We start from the raw sequence: 21,444 nt of genomic DNA, 5'->3' as shown, positions 1-21,444 counted from the left end.
GAAGCCCCTGCTCCGGTTGAGGAAACGCGGGTTGATGACGGGCCGGTGCCTGAAATGGCCGGGGCCGAGGATACGGCATTCACCCATCCCGGCACGGTTCCGGCGGATGTCGTGCTGGATGTGCGCGACTTGCAGATCAGCTTTCATCAGGACGGCAAGATCATCCCGGCAGTGCGCGGGGTCAGTTTCCAGATCGGGCGTGGGGAAACCGTCGCGCTTGTCGGGGAATCGGGGTCTGGCAAATCGGTGACGGCGCTGTCCACGGTGCGGCTGCTGGGCAGCTCGGCTGAGCTTGACGGCTCCATCACCTATGACGGCAAGCAGATGATCGGTGCGCCCGACAAGCTGCTGCGCGAGATCAGGGGCAACGATATCAGCTTCATCTTTCAGGAGCCGATGACCTCGCTCAACCCGCTGCACACGCTGGAGAAGCAGCTTTCCGAAAGTCTCGCCCTGCATCAGGGTCTGAAAGGGGAGGCGGCACGGGCGCGGATCGTGGAGTTGCTGAACCGCGTCGGCATCCGTGAGCCGGAATCGCGGTTGCAGGATTATCCGCATCAGTTCTCCGGCGGGCAGCGGCAGCGGATCATGATCGCGATGGCGCTTGCGAACGGGCCGGAACTGCTGGTCGCGGATGAACCGACAACCGCGCTCGACGTGACGATTCAGGCGCAGATCCTTGATCTGCTGGCGGAGCTGAAGCGGGATGAGGGGCTGTCGATGCTGTTCATCAGCCACGATCTCGGGCTGGTGCGGCGGATCGCGGACCGGGTCTGCGTGATGAAAGACGGCCAGATTGTCGAGCAGGGTCCGGCGGAAGCGATATTCACCGATCCGCGCCATCCCTACACGCAGAAATTGCTGGCGGCGGAGCCGACCGGGCGGGCGGAGCCGATCCCGGCGGATGCGGAAACGATTGTCGAGACGAAGGACGTGAAGGTCAGCTTCCCGATCAAGCGCGGCTTTTTGCGCCGGGTGGTGGGCCATGTCCATGCCGTGGCCGGGGCGAGCCTGACGGTGCGGGCCGGGGAGACGCTTGGCATCGTGGGCGAATCCGGGTCGGGCAAGACCACGCTGGCGCTCGCCATCATGCGGCTGATCGAAAGCGACGGGCCGATCCTTTACATGGGGCAGGATATTCAGGGCTGGGGCAAGCGGCAGTTGCGCAGGCTGCGCCGCGACATGCAGATCGTGTTTCAGGACCCGTTCGGCAGCCTCAGCCCGCGCATGACCATCGAGCAGATCATTGCCGAGGGGTTGGGCGTTCACGGCATCGAAAAGGGCCGCAACCGCCGCGACATGGTGGCGGAGATCATGCGCGAGGTCGGGCTGAACCCCGAGACGATGCACCGCTATCCGCATGAGTTCTCGGGCGGTCAGCGGCAGCGCATCGCGGTTGCGCGCGCAATGATCCTGCGCCCGAAAGTGGTCGTTCTGGACGAGCCGACAAGCGCGCTCGACATGACGGTTCAGGGCCAGATCGTCGAGATGCTGCGCGATTTGCAGCGCCGGCACGGGCTGGCATTTTTGTTCATCAGTCACGATTTGCGCGTGGTTCGCGCGATGTCGCATCAGATCATGGTGATGCGCGCCGGAGATGTGGTGGAACAGGGGCCGGTCGATGAGATTTTCGACGCGCCGAAAACCGAATACACACGCAATCTCATGGAGGCCGCGTTCCGCGATCATCACGCATGAATATCCTTTTTGTTCATCAGAATTTCCCCGGTCAGTTCCCCCATGTTGCCCCGGCTCTGGCCAAGCGCGGCCACAAGATCCTCGCCATGACGGATCAGAAGAACGAGCGGCCTAGCCCGGTTCAGGTGGTCAGATACAAGACCCCCGGTGAGGTCACATGCAGCCAGCCCTTTGCGCAAACCTATGCCAATTTTGTCGAGCGGGGGTTCATGGCGGCCAAGGGTGCGCGTGCCTTGCGTGACCAGCACGGCTTTACCCCGGATATTATTTTCGGCCATTCCGGCTGGGGTGAGACGTTGTTTCTCAAGGAAATCTGGCCGGATGCGAAGCTGCTGGTCTATGCGGAACTGATGTACCGGACACGGGGCCATGATGTCGGCTTCGACCCGGAGACGACGAATAACATCGACATGTCGCGGTTCGGCACCACGGCGCGCTCTGCGCATCTGGCAATGGGTATTCTGCAATGCGATGCGGCACTGGCGCCGACGCAGTATCAGGCGGGCAGCTTCCCGAAGGAGCTTCAGTCGAAGATCACCGTGATTCACGACGGGATCGACACTGATGTCATGCGCCCGGACCCCGAGGCGAGCTTTACCCTGCCAAACGGGAAAACCCTGCGGGCGGGTGACGAGGTGATGACCTATGTCGGCCGCTCGCTGGAGCCGTATCGCGGTTTCCACGTTCTGATGCGCGCCTTGCCGGAGGTGATGGCGGCGCGGCCCGAGGCGCAATTCGTGCTGATCGGCGGCGACGGGGTCAGCTATGGCGGCAAGCCAAAAGATGCCGAAAGCTGGAAAGCCAAGATGCTGGCGGAGCTTGAGGGCAAGATCGACCTCGACCGCATTCATTTCCTCGGCAAGGTGCCTTACGGCGATTACCGCAAGATCATCCAGCTTGGCCGGGTGCATTGTTACCTGACCTATCCCTTCGTTCTCAGCTGGTCGCTGACGGAAGCGATGTCGGCAGGCGCTTACATCGTTGGTTCGGATACGGAGCCGGTGCGCGAGTTGATCACCGATGGTGAGCATGGGCGGCTGGTGCCGTTCTTCGACCGCGAGGCCTTGTCGCAGGCGCTGATCCGTGGGCTGGCGAAAGATGACCCGCAGGCCGACGCGATGCGTGCAGCGGCGCGGGCGCGGATCGTGGACGGCTATGATCTGAAGCGGCATTCGCTGCCGCGGCTGATCGAGTGGGTGGAGAGCTTCGATCCGGCAAAGGCCAGGAAAGCCTGAGATCGCGGCTTAGCCCGGATTCGGCAATGTGATCCGGGCTGACAGACCGCCAAGGGCGTCATCCCGTCCCAGCTTCAGCGCGCCGCCATTCAGTGCGGCCAGATCGGCCACGATGGCCAGACCAAGTCCTGCGCCGGGACCGCGTTCGTCGAGTCTGGTGCCGCGCGACAGGGCGCGGGCATGATCGGCGTCTGCCATGCCCGGCCCGTCATCGGAGATGGTCAGCGTGATTTGCCGGTCCGAGGCGCGGGCGCGGACCATGATCTTCGATGTCGCCCATTTCGCAGCATTCTCCAGAAGATTGCCGAGGATTTCCTGCGTGTCCTGCTGTTCCAGCGGGACGGTGAATTCGTCGGGGATGTCCTTTTGAATGGTGATGCCTCGATCCTCCAGCATCCGTCGCAGAACGAGTGCGATGTCATCGACGACCGGCCCCAACTCCGTCCGCTGGCCCAGCACCTGCCGTCCGCCGGCGCTGCGGGCCTGTTTCAGATGCCAGGCGATCTGGCGGTCCATGCGGGTGATCACGGCTTGCCGGGGATCGTCCGGTGCCATCTCTCCCTGCAGCGCCATCAGCGGGGTTTTCAGGGAATGGGCGAGATTGCCGATCTGTTCGCGGGTGCGGGCGAGCTGGTCCCGGTTCTGCGAGATCAGGGCGTTGATCTCATCCGCGACGGGTTGCAGTTCGGCGGCATTCGGGCGTGGCAGGCCGTCCGCTTTGCCCGAACGGATATGGCGCAGGTTCCGGCCCATGATTTTCAGCGCCGACAGCCCGGAGGTCACCTGCAGAAGAACCGCGAGGGCCAGCCCGAGGCCGAGGATCATCAATGTCAGCGCCAGCGGTCGCTGAACGGAGGACATCGCGGCGTCGATTTCGGCCTGTGGGGCGGTGACGGTTACGCTCAGGGCTTCTTTGCTGCCCGGCACGGTGTAGCTGCGGCGCAGGAGGCGCAGGCTGGCCCCATCCGGTGCCTGTCCGGCGATCCCGGTCGCCTCCTCACCTGTGGGCAATGTCCCATCATAAAGCGAGTCCGAGACGGCGACCGGCGCGCCATCCGCGTCAAGCTGCCAGTACCACCCGGAAAGCGGGGCGGAAAACCGCGGATCGCCGGGCGCGTCGTAGATCTGGGCCAGCCCCTGATCGTCCGCCTGTGTCCCCGCCATCAGACTGTCGGCGATCGCGGCGGAATCGGCGTCGAAACGGCTTTCCACGAAACGTTCCAGCACTGACCCGATGACCAGATATGCGGCCAGCAGGGCCACGCTCAGCCAGATCGCCGACAACCAGAGCAACCTGCCACGAATGGAGTTCCAGCCGATCAAGCCGCCCCCGCAGCGCGTCGGCCTGCATCGCGCAGGACATACCCCTCGCCGCGCCGGGTTTCGATCACGCCATCCCCGACCTTCTTGCGCAAGCGCCCGATCACCACCTCGATGGATTTGAAATCGCGATCCGCATTCGCGTCGTAGAGATGTTCCGCCAATTCGGTCCGGGAGATGATGCGGTTCTTGTGGTGGATCATGTAAGAGAGAATGCGGTTTTCGAACGCGGTCAGCTTCAGGGCGACACCGTCGCGGGTGATGACGCTCAACTGGCTGTCGAGCCGAAGCGCCCCGGCGGAGATCACCGATTGTGCGTGTCCTGCCGCACGGCGAACCAGCGTCTGGGCGCGGATCACGACCTCTTCCAGCCGGAAAGGTTTGACGGCGTAGTCATCCGCCCCGGCGCGGAACCCGGCCACCTTGTCGGCCCATTCGCCTCGTGCGGTCAGGATCAGCACCGGCATGGTGATCCCCGCTGCGCGCCAGCGTTCCAGCACCTCGATCCCCGGCATGGCGGGCAGGCCGAGATCCAGCACCGCGACATCATAGGTTTCGGTGGCGCCCAGATACTCCCCTTCTTCGCCGTCGGAGGCACAATCGGTCACGAACCCCGCATCCTGCATCGCCCCGGCGAGCTGGGCCGACAGGGCCGGGTCGTCCTCAACGATCAGGCAGCGCATCAGTCTTTCTCCGCTTTGCCGGGCTTGCTGGGCTTGTCGGGCTTGCGCGCCTCGGTCAGGCCGCGCCCGCGTATATCAAGCACTTTCCCGGTGACCGCGTCCATGCGGATCAGGATGATATTGCGCTGTGGGCTGAGCAGCGTGATTTCATGGACCGCGTTCGCGCCAAGCGTGAACTCGAACGGTGTCGGCGCATCCAGCCGCGCTGCCAGCAGTCGCCCGGTGAAGCGGTCCGCCAGAATTTTCACGACTTCGTGAAACGGCATCAGCTTCGGGTCAGCCGGCGGCTCGGCGGCAACGGGCGTACTCAGCGCCAGTAAGACAAGGAAAACGCGGATCATGGAGACAGGATAAATCTCGTCAGGTAAACGAAACAGAAATGACCCATTGGAGAACGGTTCGCAATCGATTCGCTAGAAGCTGGTTGTCGAGGGGCGATGTCCTCACACGAAACCGAAAGGAAGATTGATGAGCAGTAAATTCACAACCTCCGTGACGGCACTGGCCGTAATTGCAGCGCTCGGCACCGGCATTGCCGCGGCACAGACTGCGCCGAATGCGGCGGCCCCGGAAGAAGCGCAGGACCAAAGCGCCCCGGTGGAGGTCACCCTGCCGCAAATTCTGCAGGGCAGTGACTTTGCCGATGTCGAAACACGCCCCGGCCCGCGTGGTGGTTTGTGGGTGAGCGGGACCGTCGCTGAAACCGGCAAGGACTTCGAGGCCATCGTGAACAGCGATGGTGATCTGGTTGGCGCGCGCACGGCCGAGGGATCTGCCTTGCCGCAGGGTCTCGTCGATGCGCTCATGCCGGCGCAGGCGCGTGGCAATGCCATCGTGGCCGAGATTGCCGAGTTGAACGGTATCGGCACGCGTGGCGGCGCGGTCATGATCTCGGGCCAGGATGCGTCGGGCGACAAGGTCCGGATCGGGTTCTCCGCAGATGGGGAGTTGATGCATTTCGGTCGTGGCGATGGCGACCGCATGGGTCCGCGTGGCGAGATGCACCGTGATTTCGGTGACAAGGATCGCGGCGGCGATATGAAGCGCGACGGTGATCGGCGCATGCCGCATGGGGATATGCGTGGCCCGCGTGAAGGCCAAAGCCATATGGGCGAAGGCCGGGGGCCGATGAAGGATGGCGATCACATGTCCGGTCCGCGCGGCGAGCGTCCGGCTCCGGGCGATGCACCGCAGATCGATGAAACGGCACTGCGGGGTTCGGTGGAAGCGGCAGGCTACACCGATCTGGGCGAGGCTCGCCGGATCCGGCAGGGGCTTAGCCTTGAGGCCGTGAACCCGCAGGGCGAGCCGGTGACGGTGATCGTGAACCGTGCGGGCGAGGTCATGCGCGAAACCGCGCGCTGATCCGTGCATCAAGTTTGAGGCAGTGTGATACAGGCGGGGCGCGGCTTTCGGGTCGCGCCCCTTACCTATCCGAGTGCCGACAGAAGCAGTGACAGCGCGTGATCCGTGGTCGCGGCCCGGACCTTGTCGCGGCCAATCGCGCCGAACTCGATGGTTTCGGTTGTGACGCCGTTCCGGTCCGCGATCCCGAAGCAGACCCGGCCTTCGGGTTTATGTTCGGACCCGCCCGGCCCGGCGATCCCGGTCACGGACACGGCGATATCCGCGTTGGAGCGATCACGCGCGCCGCGCGCCATTTCCGCCGCGACCTCTTCGCTGACCGCGCCGAAGCTGGCGAGCGTTTCCGCGCTGACGCCAAGCATCTGCTGTTTGGCGCTGTTCGAGTAGGTGACAAAGCCCCGGTCAACGACATCCGACGATCCCGGCACCTCGGTCAGGGTGGCGGCGATCAGCCCGCCGGTGCAGCTTTCCGCCGTCGCGATCATCACGCCGCGCACGCGGGCGGCGGCAAGTACCTCTGCCGCGCTCACATCAGCACCAGATGGCTGAATGCGGCGGCGATCATGGTGGCGATGCCCGCGAACAGCCCTGCCCAGAGGTCGTCGAGCATGACCCCTGCCGTGCCGCCCTCGCGGTCGGCGCGCCCGACCAGCCACGGTTTCCAGATGTCGAACAGCCGGAAGAACAGGAACGCGGCCAGCCAGCCGGGATAAGGGAAGTTGGACGATGCGAGACCGACTTGCCAGAAGCCAAAGGACGGGAAGCAGAGTGCCAACCATTGCCCGGCGACCTCGTCGATGACGATTTCGGAGCGGTCCGGGTCATCCATGTCTTTAGTGTAGCGCGGCACGGCCCAGAAGCCGAGCAGGGTCACGGCGATGGTGGCGGTCAGCAGCAGCGGGAAACTGCCCAGCCAGTGGATCATCACGCCAAGTGCAATGGCAATCGCCGATCCCCAAGTGCCGGGGGCCGGGCGTAAAAGGCCGGCGCCGAACCATGTGCAGATGAGTTTATCCATAATCAGCCTCCGATCAGCGTGGCGGTTGCGATGGCTGCGATGCCTTCTTGCCGGCCGGTGAAGCCCAGCTTTTCCGAGGTGGTCGCCTTGACCGAGATGCGGTCGGCATCGACCCCCATGATCCCGGCCAGACGTTGCTGCATCGCGCCCGCATGCGGGCCGATCCTGGGCTTTTCGCAGATCAGCGTCACATCGGCGTTGCCGATACGAAACCCGCGCGATTTGGCCATGTCGGCGGCGTGGCGCAGGAATATCTCGCTGTCAGCACCTTTCCATTGCGGGTCGGATGGCGGGAAATGCCGGCCAATATCGCCCTCGGCCAGCGCGCCATAGATTGCATCGGTCAGCGCGTGCATACCGACATCGGCGTCGGAATGCCCCTTCAGCCCCCGGTCATGGTCGATCCGCACCCCGCACAGCGTCACATGGTCGCCATCGTCAAAGGCGTGAACGTCGAAACCATTGCCCAGCCGAATATCCATAGCCCCCCCGAGAATCCGCCGCGCCCGTTCGAAATCCGGCGCATATGTGAGTTTCAGATTATCTTCCGCCCCTGGCGTGATTGCCACATCGTGACCCGCCCGGACGGCCAGTTCCACATCATCGGCAACATCGCCCGGAAAGGCACGATGCGCGGCGAGGATTTCTTCCAGCCGAAAACCCTGCGGTGTCTGCGCGCGATAGAGGCCGCCGCGCGGTTGCATGCCCACGACCCGTCCCGCCTCGCCCCGCCACAGCGCATCGGTGACGGGCAATGCCGGGGCTGCGGCGACAGCGCCGTCCCGCAATGCAGCAATGACTCCGCCGATCACCTGCGCGCTGACCAGAGGCCGGGCACCGTCATGGATCAGCACATGTTCGATGCCGCTTCCGTCCAGACTTTCTAGCCCGGCGCGAACGCTTGCGGCACGGGTCTCGCCGCCCGCGACGAGCGTGACCTTGCCGCCGAAAGCGTCGATCCCAAGCGCCATATCGTCAGAATGCACCACGACGACAATGCGCCCGATCCCGGCAAAGGCCGCGATGCTGCGCGAGAGCACGGTTTCGCCGTTCAGATCGCGCCATTGCTTCGCCTCCCCGCCCATGCGGGTGCCACGCCCGGCGGCGGTGATGATGACGGCAATGTCCTGCGGCTCTGACATGGCGTTCGTCTAGTGCAGACGCGTGTCCCGCGCAATCGCTATGGCGGATCGCGGTCTTTGCGGCATATCAGCACTGTCTATCGCGGCGGGGTCGCGTTATGACATGGCCAGCATCAAGAAGGAACCGCGCCATGTCCGAACTTTCCCCCGCCGATATTGCCAAGAAAGCCGCCGCCGAGGCCGCTGTCGCCTTGATCGAGGACGGAATGCGGCTGGGTCTGGGCACCGGATCGACGGCGGTGTTCATGGTCCGCGCCCTGGCCGAGCGGGTGAAGGCGGAGGGGCTCAGCCTGCGCTGTGCGGCAACCAGCGTGGCGACGGCGGAGCTGGCGGAATCGCTCGGCATCCGGATCGAGGCGCTGGACGATATCGGCTGGCTCGACCTGACGCTGGATGGTGCGGATGAGGTGGACCCGGATCTGAACCTGATAAAAGGGGCGGGCGGGGCGCTTCTGCGCGAGAAAATCGTCGCGAAAGCCTCCGACCGCATGGTGGTGATGGCCGATGGCAGCAAGGTGGTCGAGGTGCTGGGCGCGTTTCACCTGCCGGTTGAGGTCATCCCGTTCGGCTGGCAGACCACGCAGGAACTGATTTCGCGCGCGCTCGACGAGATCGGCCTGACGCAGCGTCCGATCCTGCTGCGCAAGCGGGACGATGAACCCTACCGGACGGATGAGCAAAACCTGATCCTCGATCTGTCGCTGGAGGAAATACCGGAGCCGGACCGGCTGGCACAACGGCTTAATGCGATCCCCGGCGTGGTGGAAAACGGGCTGTTTCTGCATATCTGTGATCTGGCACTTATCGGGCGTCCCGATGGCACGGTTGCGGAACTGACGGCTGAGGAGGCCGGTGCATGAGCTTTGACTACGATCTTTTCGTCATTGGCGGCGGATCCGGCGGCGTCCGCGCGGCGCGGATTTCAGCCGGGTATGGCGCGAAAGTGGGGCTGGCGGAGGAAAGCCGGATGGGCGGCACTTGCGTCATCCGCGGATGTGTGCCGAAGAAACTGATGATCTTCGCGTCCTCCGCACCTGAAGCTGCGGAAGAAGCGCAAGACTATGGCTGGCCCGATGCGACTGCCGGCGAATTTTCGTGGCGCGCGTTCAAGTCGAAACTGGATACCGAGCTGGACCGGCTGGAGGCCGCATATGCGCGCGGTTTCGAATCTGTTGGCGGGACCATCTACCACCAGCGCGCCCGTCTGGTAGGGCCGCATGAGGTTGAGCTTGCGAACGGCAAAAGGATCACGGCCAAGCATATCCTGATTGCGGTTGGCGGCAGGCCGCAGCTTCCGGGGATTGAGGGCGAAGAACTGGGCATGATCTCCGACGATCTGTTCCTGATGCGGGAGATTCCGGGGCGGGTGCTGGTCGTGGGTGGCGGATTTATTGCCTGCGAATTTGCCACGATCCTCAACGGGCTTGGTTCGGACACGGTCCTTGCCTATCGCGGCGACAAGGTGCTGCGGGGCTTCGATCATGACGGGCGGGTGCTGGTGACCGAGCAACTGGGTGAAATCGGCGTTGACCTGCGGCTCGGCCTGACACCGACGCGGCTGGAAAAGGACGGCGACGGCGTCACGGTCCGGTTCGACGATGGCAGCTGCGACCGTTTCGACGCGGTGATGTTCGCGACCGGGCGCAGCCCCTATACCGGAGGGCTGGGTCTGGAGGAGGTCGGCGTCAAGCTGGGCCCGAAGGGCGAGATTGTCGTCGATGAGTGGTCACAGACGAATATCCCCTCGATCTATGCGGTCGGGGATGTGACGGATCGTGTGAACCTTACCCCCGTTGCCATCCGCGAAGGTCACAGCTTCGCGGATACGCTGTTCGGCAATAATCCCCGCCATCTCGACCATAGTCTTGTGGCGAGCGCGGTTTATACGCGTCCGCATGAATTCGCCTCCGTCGGGATGACCGAGGATGAGGCGATCGAGCGCGGGCGGGTCGAGGTTTATGACGCGCGGTTCCGGCCCATGCGGTCCGCATTTGCCGGATCGGATGCGCGGGTGATGATGAAGCTGTTGGTCGACGAGGACAGCCGTAAGGTGCTGGGATGCCATATCTTTGGCCCGGAGGCCGGGGAGTTGATCCAGCTTGCTGCGATCCCGATCACGATGGGTGCGACCAAGGAAGATTTCGACCGCACGGTGGCGGTTCATCCGACGATTGCGGAGGAGATGGTGACCATGCGTCAGCCGACGCGGCGCCATGAAGTACATCAGGACGGTAATTCTTAAAGCGGCGGCATTCGCTTGACTTTTCAGGCGAGACCCCCAGTTTCAGGCACGACGAGAGAGCAGAAGAGGCAGTCAGATGGCACAAGGCCCCTGGGGTGGCGGCAATAGTGGAAACGGCGGCGAGGGCAACGGTCAGGGCGGCAAGGAGCCGCCGCGGGGTCCTCAGCGCCCGTGGGGCCAATCAGGCGGGCAGGGTGGCAAACAGCGCCCGGAGCCGCCGCGTCGTCCCGGTCAGCAACGACCGGGCGAGATGCCCGAGATCGAAGAGCTGATGAAGAAGGGGCAGGATCGTCTGCGCGTCCTGATGGGCGGTCGCGGCGGCAATAGCGGCGGCGGCAATGGCCCGCGCGGACCGCGAGGCCCAGGCTTCCAGTTCGACCGCCGGATGCTGATGATCGGCGGGTTGGTTGTGCTGGGTCTGTGGACCTTCGCCAGCTTCTACACGGTTCGCCCTGAAGAACGCTCCGTCGAGTTTCTGTTCGGTCGGGCCGTCGGCACGGGTGAGCCGGGTCTGAACTTCGCGCCGTGGCCGGTCGTGACCAAGGAGGTCGTTCAGGTGACGCGCGAACGCGTGACCGAGATCGGCACGGGTCGTTCGGATAACAGCAGCAATTACGGCTCCAGCCGCGCCAGTTCCAGCCCGATTGCATCGACCGATAGCGGGCTCATGCTGACCCGCGACCAGAATATCGTGGACATGGAATATCAGGTGGTCTGGAATATCTCCGACCCGCAGAAATACCTGTTCAACCTCGCTGACGCGCCCGGCACGATCCGGGCTGTCGCGGAATCCTCGATGCGCGATATTATCGCCCGGTCTGAGCTGGCGCCGATCCTGAACCGCGACCGGGGTGCGATTGCCGAAGATCTGGAACTGTCGGTTCAGCAGACGCTGGACAGCTACCAGTCGGGCGTCAACGTGGTCCGGGTCAATCTCGACCGTGCCGACCCGCCGTCGGAGGTGATCGACTCCTTCCGTCAGGTTCAGGCCGCCCAGCAGCGTCGCGACGCGCTGGAGAAGCAGGCTGACGCTTATGCGAACCAGGTTCTGGCGCAAGCCCGTGGTGACGCGGCGCAGGCGATTGAGCAGGCGGAAGGTTACCGGGCTGAGGCGATCAACAATGCGCAAGGTGAATCGGCGCGGTTCAACTCGGTCTATGCCGAATATGCGAAGGCACCGGAAGTGACACGGAAACGGATGTATCTCGAAACGATGGAGCAGGTGCTCGGCAGTGTGGACAAGGTGATTATCGACGGGGCAGGCGGCGAAAACGGCGTGGTGCCTTATCTGCCGCTGGATCAGCTTCGCAGAACACCGGGCGCGCGTCCCGCGACTGTCAGCCCGACCAGCCCGGCTGCGTCCAGCACGGAAGGGGGCAACTGATGGCAAACGCAGGAAACCGCTTTCTTCGCACGCTGCTGATCCCGGTTCTGGTGGTTCTGGCCCTTCTGGCGGCGTTTTCGCTTTATACCGTGGACGAGCGTGAAAAGGCGCTCGTGCTGCGGCTCGGGCGGGTCGTGAATGTCAAGGAAACGCCGGGCCTGGGCATGAAACTGCCCTTCCTCGACGATGTCGTCCGTTATGACGACCGGATGCTGGGCTTGCAGACCACGCCGCTGGAAATCACCCCGCTGGATGACCGTCGTCTGATCGTGGACGCCTTCGCCCGCTGGCGGATCGCGGATGTGGTCCGCTTCCGTCAGGCTGTCGGTACGGGTGGCGAGGAAGCGGCACTTGGCCGGCTTGACCCGATTGTCCGCACCGCCATTCGCGAGGTGCTGGGTGAGGTGCCGTCGACGGCGGTTCTGTCGGATGACCGGACCTCGCTGATGAACCGGATCCGGGACGAGGCGCGGTCGAACTCCGAAGGGCTGGGGGTCGAGATTATCGACGTTCGCCTGACCCGCACCGACTTGCCGGAGCAGAACCTTTCCGCGACCTATGAACGGATGCGCGCCGAGCGTGAGCGTGAGGCGGCGGACGAAATCGCCCGTGGTGAGGAAGCCGCGCAGCGTGTCCGCGCTGCCGCCGACCGGACGGTGACGGAGCTGACCTCCGAAGCGAACCGGAATGCGGAGATCATCCGGGGTGAGGCCGATGCGGCGCGGAACGCGATCTATGCTGACGCTTATGGCCGCGATCCCGAATTCTTTGCCTTCACCCGCTCGCTGACCTCCTATGCCGAGGCGCTCAAGGGGGAGAACTCGCAGCTTGTCCTGCCGCCGGATGGTGATTTCTTCACCTATCTGCGCAATGACGGTGCTGCGGGTGCGCAGCCTGCAACCCCGGCGGAGGACCTGCCGCAGGAAACCACGCGGACGACCTTGCCGGAGAACGGCGGCAGCGCGGCGGACGGTGCCACCCCGATTCAGGCGGACAGTGCCGTGACGCCGAAACCGCTGGAGATGCCGTGGGATTCGGAAGAGGGCGCAGGTCTGGGCGATGCCTCGACCCTGTCGGAGGACTCGCCCGTGATGCCCGCCGATGATGCGGAGGTGTCAGGCGAGACGGTGGATACGGATGCTCCCGCAGACGTGGCGGCCGAGCAGCCCGCCGATGCCGCCCCTGCCGAGGAAGCGGTGCCAGACGCAACCGATGCCGCGCCTGAACAGCCGGCGGCAGAGGCGCCTGATCAGGATGCCGAAGCTCAACCGGAGAACTGACCGGGCAGAACCAGATGGGCGGCTTGCAGGCCGCCCATTTTTTGTAACGAAATCACGATGAGTTCATCTGAACAGAGCGTGATTTATTTGCAACGGCTCCCCATTTGGCGTTTGTTGCAATCGCTCATCGGCCCGACGCGGCCGGGCGCCGGTTTTTATTGGCGCTCAAATGGAAAGGAAGATTCGATGCGCACCCCGATAACACGTTTTCTCGCCTCTGTATCCGTTGCGGCGTTGAGCCTCGGCACGGTGCCCGCCATCGCGCAGGAGGCCGCTCAGACGGAAGATCAGTCGCAGGTCGCGGCCAATGATAACGAAGCGCCACTGACCGCGCCTGAGAGCGAAGCGCGCCAGCAGCAGGTCATGCCCGACAGCTTCGCCGATCTGGTCGAAGAGGTCTCGCCAGCGGTTGTGAATATCAACACCACATCCGTCGTCGAGCGCCCGACCGATCCGATGTTCCCCGAAGGCAGCCCGTTCTCCGACCTGTTCCGTGATTTCGGTTTCCCGACTCCGGATCAGAACGGTCCCGGGCAGCGACAGCAACAGCAACGGGCAAGCGCACTGGGTTCCGGCTTCGTGATTTCCGAGGACGGGTTCATCGTCACGAATAATCACGTCATCGAAGGTGCGGATGAAATCGAGATCGAATTCCGTGACGGCGCGCGTCGCAGTGCGGAGGTCGTGGGCACCGATAAGCAGACCGACATCGCCCTGCTGAAGGTTGATGCCGATGAGCTTCCCTATGTCGGCTTCGGCGACAGCGACGAAGCCCGCGTCGGTGACTGGGTGCTGGCACTGGGTAACCCGCTTGGGCAGGGCTTCTCGGCGTCGACCGGGATCGTCTCGGCGCGCGGACGGGCGCTGACGGGGACTTATGACGATTTTATCCAGACCGATGCGTCGATCAACCGTGGTAACTCTGGCGGTCCGCTGTTCAACATGGATGGCGAGGTGATCGGGGTGAATACCGCGATCCTGTCCCCGAATGGCGGTTCCATCGGTATCGGATTCTCGATGGCGTCCAATGTCGTTGAAACCGTCGTCGACCAGCTGAGGGAGTTTGGCGAGACCCGTCGCGGCTGGCTGGGCGTGAAAATCCAGCGCGTGACGCCGGATATCGCGGAATCGCTGGGTCTGGATCAGGATCATGGCGCGATGGTCACGGATGTGTTCGACGGCCCTGCTTCGGAAGCGGGCATTCGTGCGGGTGATGTGATCGTCGAATTCGATGGCAACGATATCGAGGATGACCGTGATCTGGTCGCCCGCGTTGCGCAGGCCCCGATTGGTGAGGATGTCGAGGTCAGCGTTCTCCGGAACGGCGAGATCGAGAATTTCGACGTCACGCTGGGTCGTCGTGAACTGGCTGAAGGCACGGCCGAGCCGGGGCAGGGCGGCGGTCAAGCCGCGACCGGCACCACGCTGGGGATGACGCTGCAGCCCCTGACGCCGGAACTGGCTGAGGAGTTGGGTGCCGATCCCGATCAGCAGGGTCTGGTGGTCAGCGAGGTCGATCCCAGCTCCGACGCGGCGGATAAGGGGCTTTCGCGCGGTGACGTGATCACCGAAGCGGGTCAGCAGGCGATTGCCAGCATCGGTGATCTGGAAGAACGGATCGAGGCAGCGCGCGATGCCGGGCGCAAGTCGATCCTGCTGATGATCCGCCGCGGCGGCGAGCCGCGCTTCGTGGCGCTCTCGGTCGAGGAATGATCGCGCTGAAATGAGTGTGGGCGGGGCTTCGGCTCCGCCCTTTTCATTGCGGCTGCGATGGCTTATTTCGCCCGCAGCTACAGGAGCAATTCATGGCCAAGATCACCTATATCGAACATAACGGCACCGCGCATGAAATCGATGTCGCGAATGGCATGACCGTCATGGAGGGCGCGCGCGACAATGGCGTGCCGGGGATCGAGGCGGATTGTGGCGGCGCCTGCGCCTGTTCGACCTGTCATGTCTATGTCGCGCCGGAATGGGTGGACAAGCTGCCGGCGAAAGACCCGATGGAAGAGGACATGCTGGATTTCGCCTATGAGCCCGATCCGGCCCGTTCGCGCCTGACCTGCCAACTCAAGGTGACGGACGCTCTGGATGGCCTCGTGGTCAATTTGCCCGAGCGGCAGATCTGAAACGAAGCGCTGTCCGGTTACGGCGGCAGATTTCCATCTGATTTGAAAAACATGGGGCGCGAACGGATCACTTCTCCGTCGCGCCCCATGTTTTTCTGATTGGGTGAATGAACGGCTGGCTGTCCTCAGACAGCCATCTTGCCATCCTCGTCCGCCATGCCGGGGAACACGTTGTTCGTGCCGCCCCGCTTGCGACGCGGCTTTTTCGGCGCTTCGGATTCGCCGTTGGCCTGTTCATCGATGAAATCCAGCACCAGCGGGCGGATATTCAGACGCCAGCTTCGGCCCGCGAAAATGCCGTAATGGCCCGCGCCGTCTTCCAGATGCTGCTGCTTCCGCTCCTCCGGGACGCCGGTACACAGATCGAGCGCGGCGACGCATTGTCCGGGTGCGGAAATATCGTCCTTCCCGCCCTCGACCGTCATCACGGCGACATCGGTGATCTTGCCGATATCGACCTCTTTGCCGTCAACGGTGAAGCGATTTTCGGCGATCTCCAGACCTTTGAAGATCCGCTCGACCGTCGAGAGATAGAATTCCGCCGTCATATCCATCACGGCGAGATATTCGTCGTAGAATTTATTGTGACGGTCGGCCTCCGACCCCTCGCCACGCGCTTCCGCGAAAATCTTGTCGATAAACGCCTTGGCATGGGTGTCGGCATTCATCGCGATGAAGGAGGTCAGCTGGGCGAGACCCGGATAGACCAGACGACCTGCGCCTTTATATTTGAAGCCGACCTGCTGGATGACGTGATATTCCAGCTCACCCATTGTCATCCGGTTGCCGAAATCGGTCACGTCGGTTGCGGCGGCGTCCGGGTTGATCGGGCCGCCGATCAGGGTCAGCGTGCGCGGCTGCGCTTTCGGATCAATCTCGGCCAGAAGCGCGGTTGCGGCGAGTGCGAGCGGTGCGGGCTGGCAGACCGCAATGACGTTCACATCCGGCCCCAGATGGCGCATGAATTCGACCAGATACTGGGTGTAGTCCTCGATATCGAACTTGCCCTTGCTGACCGGAATATTGCGGGCATTGTGCCAGTCGGTCACATAGACATCGGCATCGGGCAGCAACGAAGTCACGGTGGATCGCAGCAGCGTCGCGTAGTGGCCGGACATCGGTGCGACCAGCAGGATCTTGCGCGGCATCGGTTCGCGGCGGGCGACGCGGAAATGGATCAGATCACCGAAATCGCGTTTCAGCTCCTGCTCGACATAGACGACGTGGTCCTGCCCGTCCTCGCCCGCAATGGCGGGGATATTCCAGTCGGGCTTGATGACCATACGGGCGAAGCTGCGCTCCGTCACGCGGCCCCAGGCGCTCATCAGGCGGAACATCGGGTGCGGGATCATCGAGAAGGCCGGATAGGACGCCATTGCGCGCGCGGACGCGCCCAACCATTCGTTGGTGTTACGGATCGTCTCCATCGCGTCGTAAGAGATCAGACCTTTGAGTGGTTGCTGGGCCATTCGTCCCCCGTTAGCATGGTTCGGGCGAATTCGGCTCTTTTGAATGAACCAGACGCCGGGTAAGCTTAGAGCAGGTTTTAGGGGGGATTTCTTGTCATGGCAAGCAACGGTGCACGCAAAACCTCGGGCCGTGGCAAGTCTGCCGCGCCGCGGAAGGCCTCCGCGACGGATGCGACGGGCGAAACGCAAGCCGCTAAAACAACCGCAAAATCTTCTGCGACCAAGTCGACAACAAGACGCCGCAGCGCAGCAAGTACGGCGTCAGATGCGGCGACAAAAGGTGCAACAGAGCCCGAATCGAAGGCGGCGGCGAAGCCGCGCGCGACCACCCGAAAAACGGCAACCAGCAAGGCAAACGGTGCCGCCGGGAGTGCATCCAAAACAACCGCAGAAAAGCCCGCTGCGGCTGCGAGCAAGACCACCGGAAAGCCGCGCAGCACCAGCCGTGCCACGGCGACGCGCACGCCCACGACTCGAAAGACCGCGACAAGCAAAGCCACATCCGCCACAGCGCCCAAGACCGCACCATCCAAGGCTGCACCGCGCAAGACCGCCGCCCGAAAGGCGACGGCGGCGCATGATGGTGCGACCGCCGCGCAGGTCGCGGCGGCACAGGGAAATATGGAGGCGGCGGCCTCCGTCTCAAGCACGGAAGCCCAGCGGGACGCTTCGCGCCCGCCGCCAGCCTCCGAACCGCCCCGGGCGACTGGCCAGCTTGCCGAGAACATGGAACGTATCGAATCGCTGACGCAGCGGCTTGCGGCTGCTCTGTCGCAGCGACCGATGCATGATCCCGGTGTCGAAGCGCCGGGTTCGGATCTGGTGGTCAGTGCTGGTATGGCCTGGGCCAAGCTGCTGGCGGAGCAACCTGCCCGTATCCTTGAACAGCAGGTCAAGTACTGGGGTGCAACCTTGGCTCATTTCGCCGAGATGCAGTCACAGTTCGCAAAGGGCAAACTGACCGCGCCGGAGGCGGAGGAGCCGGAGACCGACAAGCGTTTCCGCAACCCGCTCTGGCAAAGCCATCCCTATTTCAACTCGGTCAAGACACAGTATCAGATCAATGCGCAGGCGATGCGCGAGGCGGCGCAGGAGCTCGATATGCTCGATGCGGTCGACCAGCATCGGCTGAACTGGCTGACGAACCAGATTATCGACATGTTCGCGCCGACGAATTTCTTCCCGACCAACCCTGATGCGATCCAGAAAGCGCTGGAAACCGAGGGGGAGAGCCTTGTGAAAGGTCTCGAAAACCTCGTCCGGGATGTGGAGACGCATGGCGGCGAAATGGTCGTGTCGCTGGCCGACCGAAACGCCTTCGCCGTGGGCGAGAATATCGGCACCGCAAAGGGCAGGGTGGTCCGGCGGGAAAAACTGTTCGAGCTGATCCAGTTCAGCCCGACGACCGAAAAGGTCCACGCGACACCGATTCTGGTGTTCCCGCCGTGGATCAACAAATTCTACATTCTCGACCTCAAGCCGGAGAACAGCCTGATCCGCTGGATCGTGGATCAGGGCTACACGCTGTTCGTGGTGTCGTGGAAAAACCCGGATCAAAGCTATGCCGATACCGGGCTTGAGGATTATGTCAGCGCCTATCTGACGGCGATGGATGCGGTTGAGGAGATCACCGCCGAGCCGAAGCTGAACGCGATTGGATACTGCATCGGCGGCACGACATTGTCGCTGACCCTTGCGCTGATGGCGCAGCGTGGCGACGACCGGGTAAAATCCGCGACATTCTTCACCACGCTTACCGATTTCAGCGAGCAGGGTGAGTTCACGCCGTTCCTGCAGGATGATTTTGTCGAGGGCATCACGGCTGAGGTCGAACGCTCCGGCATCTTCGCCTCGCATCTGATGACGCGCACAATGAGCTTCCTGCGCGCCAACGATCTGGTCTGGGGACCGGCGATCAGGTCTTATCTGATGGGCGAGTCGCCGCCGGCATTCGATCTTCTGTACTGGAACGGGGATGCGACCAATCTGCCCGGCAGGATGACGGTCGATTATCTGCGCGGGCTGTGTCAGCAAAACCTGCTCGTGGGCGATGGCTACCCGATGATGGGGCATAATCTGAAGCTCTCGGATATCAAGCTGCCGCTTTGCGCCATCGGTTGTGAGACCGACCATATTGCGCCGTGGAAATATAGCTGGCGTGGCGTGAAGCAAATGGGGTCCGAAGATAAGAGCTTCATCATGTCCGAATCCGGTCACATCGCGGGCATCGTCAATCCGCCCTCGAAGAAGAAATATGGCCACTACGCCGGAAATAGCGATTTTTCCACTGATCCTGAAACCTGGCAGGCCGGCGCGACATTCACACCGGGAAGCTGGTGGCCCACCTGGGAGAAATGGCTGCAACCCCATACCGGCGATCTGATCGATGCGCGCGAACCGGAGGAGGGATTCGGTCCCGCACCGGGCAGCTATGTGCATGAGCGCCACTGAAAGCCGATGCCAACCGCTTGAATATAATAATATTTGAGGGCATCGGCGAAAATTTGCTGCATCGCAGAAAAATTCTTGAAATGCTGCGGTGCAGCATCTATCTTTGTGTCACCGAAATTCAAAGGCGGTCATCCTCCCCAGGCCGTCACCAATGGAGAATTGAAATGGCTAAAGCACCTGACTTCACCAAGACCATGCAAGACATGATGGCGAACTTCCCGGTCGACACCTCGTCGATGCAGGACGCCTTCAAAACCCAGTCGGCTCTGAACGAGAAAATGGCGAAAGTCGCCCTGTCGGCCGCCGAGCGTTCGACCGAGATTTCCGCTCAGTGGACCAAAGACACCATCGCTCGCGTTGGTGAGCTGACCGCGCAAAAAGACGACGCCAGCGCTTACGCCAAAGCCTACACCGATTTCGCCAGCGCCGCTGCCGAAACCGCTGCCGAGCATCTGTCGGCTTTCGCTGAAGTTGCCAAGAAGCTTCAGATGGAAACCGTTGATCTGCTGATGGCTGCTGGTAAAGACATCGCGGCCGATGCTCAGCAGACCGCTGAAAAGGCCACCAAGCAGGCTCAGGAAGCTGTCAAGAAAGCGAGCACCGCCGCCAAGGCGTAATCGATCTGACAGGCGAACAGGGAAGGGCGGTCCGTGCGGGCCGCCCTTTTCCTTTGCATTTATGCGTTTTTGGTCGCAGAATGCTGCGGATGCATTCACGGGGGAAGCTGATGGCGAGTTCCGAAAAGCCGGCTCAATTGCTGATCAAGCGATATGCCAGCCGGCGCCTCTATAACACCGAAACCAGCGACTATGTGACGCTTGAAGATATCGCGACCTTCATACGGGACGGGCGCGAGGTGAAAATCGTCGATCTGAAATCCGGCGACGACCTGACCCGTCAATATCTCCTCCAGATCATCGCAGAACATGAGGGGCGGGGTGAGAATGTCCTGCCGGTCGACGTACTGACCGATCTGGTGCGCAGCTATACCAGCCAGGCGCAAAGCGTTGTGCCGCAGTTTCTGGCCGCGAGCTTCGAAATGTTGCGCGACGGCCAGTCCAAGATGATGGAGAACATGGCCGCGATGTCCGGCCCGATGGCGTCGATGCCGGGTTTCGAACAGCTTCAGCTGCAGCAGCGCGCGTTTCTCAAGGCGATGATGGGCGGCTGGGCAGGCGGCGGCTCTTCGGGGCCTGCGAGAGAGGACGAAGACACCACCGGTGACAAGGGGCCCGAGGACATGGACGAGATCCGCCGCCAACTCGCCGCGCTGCAGGACAGGATTTCAAAACTCTGAGCCTTGCGGACCGGCGCGCAAGCCGCTAACTAGCGCAGGCACGGACGGTTGGCCGAGTGGTCGAAGGCGCACGCCTGGAAAGTGTGTAGGCGGGGAACCGTCTCGAGGGTTCGAATCCCTCACCGTCCGCCATTCAATCTCTCTACTTTATTGTATTTTAGACATATTATTCTCTGTTTTTGAAATCGTTCCCCCATAAATTCCCCCTGCGCGATTTGGAAGGCCGGGGAATTTGCAGGAACATAGTGGCAGGTTGTTGCCTCCAACTTTTCTGCCTTGGTTTTGCACGCGTCACATTCTGACGCTCGCCGACGGTCTACAGTCGGGGCGGTCTGACTTTCAGGCAGCCCCGCCCCTTCGCGGAAAAGAGAGCGAGAAACCTCGCCCCGCGACACCCCGCCCCATCGTCGCGCCCGAGATTGGGACCGGATAAATGCGAAAGGCCGGGACGCGATGCCCGGCCTTTTTCGTGCGGTAGCGGTTCGCTCAGACTGCGGTCATGCGGCCAGTGCTGTGCCACCAACCGGGACAAGGCTTTCGCTCAGCCTATCAGAGCACGGGCTTCGGCTGTCCCGATTGCTGCCCATAAAATGCTGTGCATCAGTTTCGCGTTCGGGTAGCTGGCTTCCTTGGCATAAGCCTCTTGGCAGCAGACCACGCTTGGCTCAGCGCATAAGCGAATACGTTGCGTTTTGCCTGAGCGGTCATATTGCCCCAGACAGACGCATAAC

General features: G+C 62.8%; 20 protein-coding genes and 1 tRNA gene. 13 read left to right on the top strand and 8 right to left on the bottom strand.

Annotated features, from left to right (window positions below; all coding sequences use genetic code 11):
* The first annotated feature begins 54 nt into the window (after positions 1-54).
* Positions 55-1,698, top strand: coding sequence for an ABC transporter ATP-binding protein (locus PAF12_RS09620; RefSeq protein WP_271109683.1), 1,644 nt, complete (start codon positions 55-57; stop codon positions 1,696-1,698).
* On the top strand, positions 1,695-2,933 hold the full coding sequence (locus PAF12_RS09615) for a glycosyltransferase (protein WP_271106714.1): 1,239 nt from the start codon (positions 1,695-1,697) through the stop codon (positions 2,931-2,933). Before PAF12_RS09620 ends, PAF12_RS09615 begins: the two co-directional genes overlap by 4 nt.
* 9 nt (positions 2,934-2,942) lie before the next feature.
* Here the strand turns inward: PAF12_RS09615 and PAF12_RS09610 are convergent, their stop codons facing one another.
* The 3 genes from PAF12_RS09610 to PAF12_RS09600 are packed head-to-tail and all read right to left on the bottom strand — an operon-like array spanning position 2,943 to position 5,277.
* Positions 2,943-4,256, bottom strand: a complete 1,314-nt coding sequence (locus tag PAF12_RS09610) for a sensor histidine kinase (RefSeq protein ID WP_271106713.1) — start codon at positions 4,254-4,256, stop codon at positions 2,943-2,945.
* On the bottom strand, positions 4,253-4,936 hold the full coding sequence (locus PAF12_RS09605; protein WP_271106712.1) for a response regulator transcription factor: 684 nt from the start codon (positions 4,934-4,936) through the stop codon (positions 4,253-4,255). The genes PAF12_RS09610 and PAF12_RS09605 overlap by 4 nt, the downstream gene beginning before the upstream one ends.
* Positions 4,936-5,277, bottom strand: coding sequence for a PepSY domain-containing protein (locus PAF12_RS09600; protein WP_271106711.1), 342 nt, complete (start codon positions 5,275-5,277; stop codon positions 4,936-4,938). Before PAF12_RS09600 ends, PAF12_RS09605 begins: the two co-directional genes overlap by 1 nt.
* A 127-nt stretch (positions 5,278-5,404) precedes the next feature.
* On the opposite strand from PAF12_RS09600, the gene PAF12_RS09595 reads away from it, so the two are divergent.
* Entirely contained in the window at positions 5,405-6,301 is an 897-nt protein-coding gene (locus PAF12_RS09595) for a hypothetical protein (RefSeq protein WP_271106710.1), read from the top strand.
* 65 nt (positions 6,302-6,366) lie between these two features.
* Here the strand turns inward: PAF12_RS09595 and PAF12_RS09590 are convergent, their stop codons facing one another.
* The 3 genes from PAF12_RS09590 to PAF12_RS09580 are packed head-to-tail and all read right to left on the bottom strand — an operon-like array spanning position 6,367 to position 8,461.
* Entirely contained in the window at positions 6,367-6,831 is a 465-nt protein-coding gene (locus PAF12_RS09590) for a CinA family protein (protein ID WP_271106709.1), read from the bottom strand.
* A complete protein-coding gene (locus PAF12_RS09585; protein WP_271109682.1) occupies positions 6,828-7,325 on the bottom strand; it encodes a phosphatidylglycerophosphatase A in 498 nt (165 codons plus the stop codon). Before PAF12_RS09585 ends, PAF12_RS09590 begins: the two co-directional genes overlap by 4 nt.
* Positions 7,322-8,461, bottom strand: coding sequence for a bifunctional 2-C-methyl-D-erythritol 4-phosphate cytidylyltransferase/2-C-methyl-D-erythritol 2,4-cyclodiphosphate synthase (locus PAF12_RS09580; RefSeq protein ID WP_271106708.1), 1,140 nt, complete (start codon positions 8,459-8,461; stop codon positions 7,322-7,324). The genes PAF12_RS09585 and PAF12_RS09580 overlap by 4 nt, the downstream gene beginning before the upstream one ends.
* A 131-nt stretch (positions 8,462-8,592) precedes the next feature.
* On the opposite strand from PAF12_RS09580, the gene rpiA reads away from it, so the two are divergent.
* From rpiA to PAF12_RS09550, 6 genes are all read left to right on the top strand, one after another.
* Positions 8,593-9,321: a ribose-5-phosphate isomerase RpiA gene (gene rpiA / locus PAF12_RS09575; protein WP_271106707.1), complete on the top strand. Its 729-nt coding sequence runs from the start codon at positions 8,593-8,595 to the stop codon at positions 9,319-9,321.
* Positions 9,318-10,703, top strand: coding sequence for a glutathione-disulfide reductase (gorA, locus tag PAF12_RS09570; protein WP_271106706.1), 1,386 nt, complete (start codon positions 9,318-9,320; stop codon positions 10,701-10,703). The genes rpiA and gorA overlap by 4 nt, the downstream gene beginning before the upstream one ends.
* A gap of 76 nt (positions 10,704-10,779) precedes the next feature.
* Positions 10,780-12,087 carry an FtsH protease activity modulator HflK gene (gene hflK / locus PAF12_RS09565; protein ID WP_271106705.1) on the top strand — a complete coding sequence of 436 codons (1,308 nt, stop codon included), beginning with the start codon at positions 10,780-10,782 and terminating at the stop codon, positions 12,085-12,087.
* Positions 12,087-13,367: a protease modulator HflC gene (hflC, locus tag PAF12_RS09560; protein WP_271106704.1), complete on the top strand. Its 1,281-nt coding sequence runs from the start codon at positions 12,087-12,089 to the stop codon at positions 13,365-13,367. Before hflK ends, hflC begins: the two co-directional genes overlap by 1 nt.
* A 186-nt stretch (positions 13,368-13,553) precedes the next feature.
* A complete protein-coding gene (locus tag PAF12_RS09555) occupies positions 13,554-15,080 on the top strand; it encodes a Do family serine endopeptidase (RefSeq protein WP_271106703.1) in 1,527 nt (508 codons plus the stop codon).
* 92 nt (positions 15,081-15,172) lie between these two features.
* Positions 15,173-15,496 (top strand): 2Fe-2S iron-sulfur cluster-binding protein, encoded by a 324-nt coding sequence (locus PAF12_RS09550; RefSeq protein ID WP_271106702.1) that lies wholly within the window; start codon positions 15,173-15,175, stop codon positions 15,494-15,496.
* 125 nt (positions 15,497-15,621) lie between these two features.
* Here PAF12_RS09550 and phaZ read toward each other — a convergent pair whose 3' ends face one another.
* Positions 15,622-16,965, bottom strand: coding sequence for a polyhydroxyalkanoate depolymerase (gene phaZ, locus PAF12_RS09545; protein ID WP_271106701.1), 1,344 nt, complete (start codon positions 16,963-16,965; stop codon positions 15,622-15,624).
* Between the two features lie 77 nt (positions 16,966-17,042).
* Entirely contained in the window at positions 17,043-17,483 is a 441-nt protein-coding gene (locus tag PAF12_RS09540) for a hypothetical protein (RefSeq protein WP_271106700.1), read from the bottom strand.
* A 208-nt stretch (positions 17,484-17,691) separates the two neighbouring features.
* Here PAF12_RS09540 and phaC point away from each other — a divergent pair, with 208 nt between their 5' ends.
* The 4 genes from phaC (at position 17,692) to PAF12_RS09520 (ending at position 20,845) form a co-directional block, all read left to right on the top strand.
* A complete protein-coding gene (gene phaC / locus PAF12_RS09535; RefSeq protein ID WP_271106699.1) occupies positions 17,692-19,416 on the top strand; it encodes a class I poly(R)-hydroxyalkanoic acid synthase in 1,725 nt (574 codons plus the stop codon).
* A gap of 164 nt (positions 19,417-19,580) precedes the next feature.
* A complete protein-coding gene (locus PAF12_RS09530; protein ID WP_271106698.1) occupies positions 19,581-20,033 on the top strand; it encodes a Phasin in 453 nt (150 codons plus the stop codon).
* A gap of 110 nt (positions 20,034-20,143) precedes the next feature.
* Entirely contained in the window at positions 20,144-20,713 is a 570-nt protein-coding gene (gene phaR, locus PAF12_RS09525; RefSeq protein ID WP_271106697.1) for a polyhydroxyalkanoate synthesis repressor PhaR, read from the top strand.
* Between the two features lie 42 nt (positions 20,714-20,755).
* Positions 20,756-20,845 (top strand) — tRNA-Ser (locus PAF12_RS09520).
* Positions 20,846-21,444 lie beyond the last annotated feature (599 nt).

This window comes from Paracoccus sp. SCSIO 75233 (assembly GCF_027912675.1).
Taxonomy (GTDB): Bacteria; Pseudomonadota; Alphaproteobacteria; order Rhodobacterales; family Rhodobacteraceae; genus Paracoccus.
Note: the sequence above shows the minus strand (reverse complement) of the source record. Positions and strands in the feature narration are given on the sequence as shown.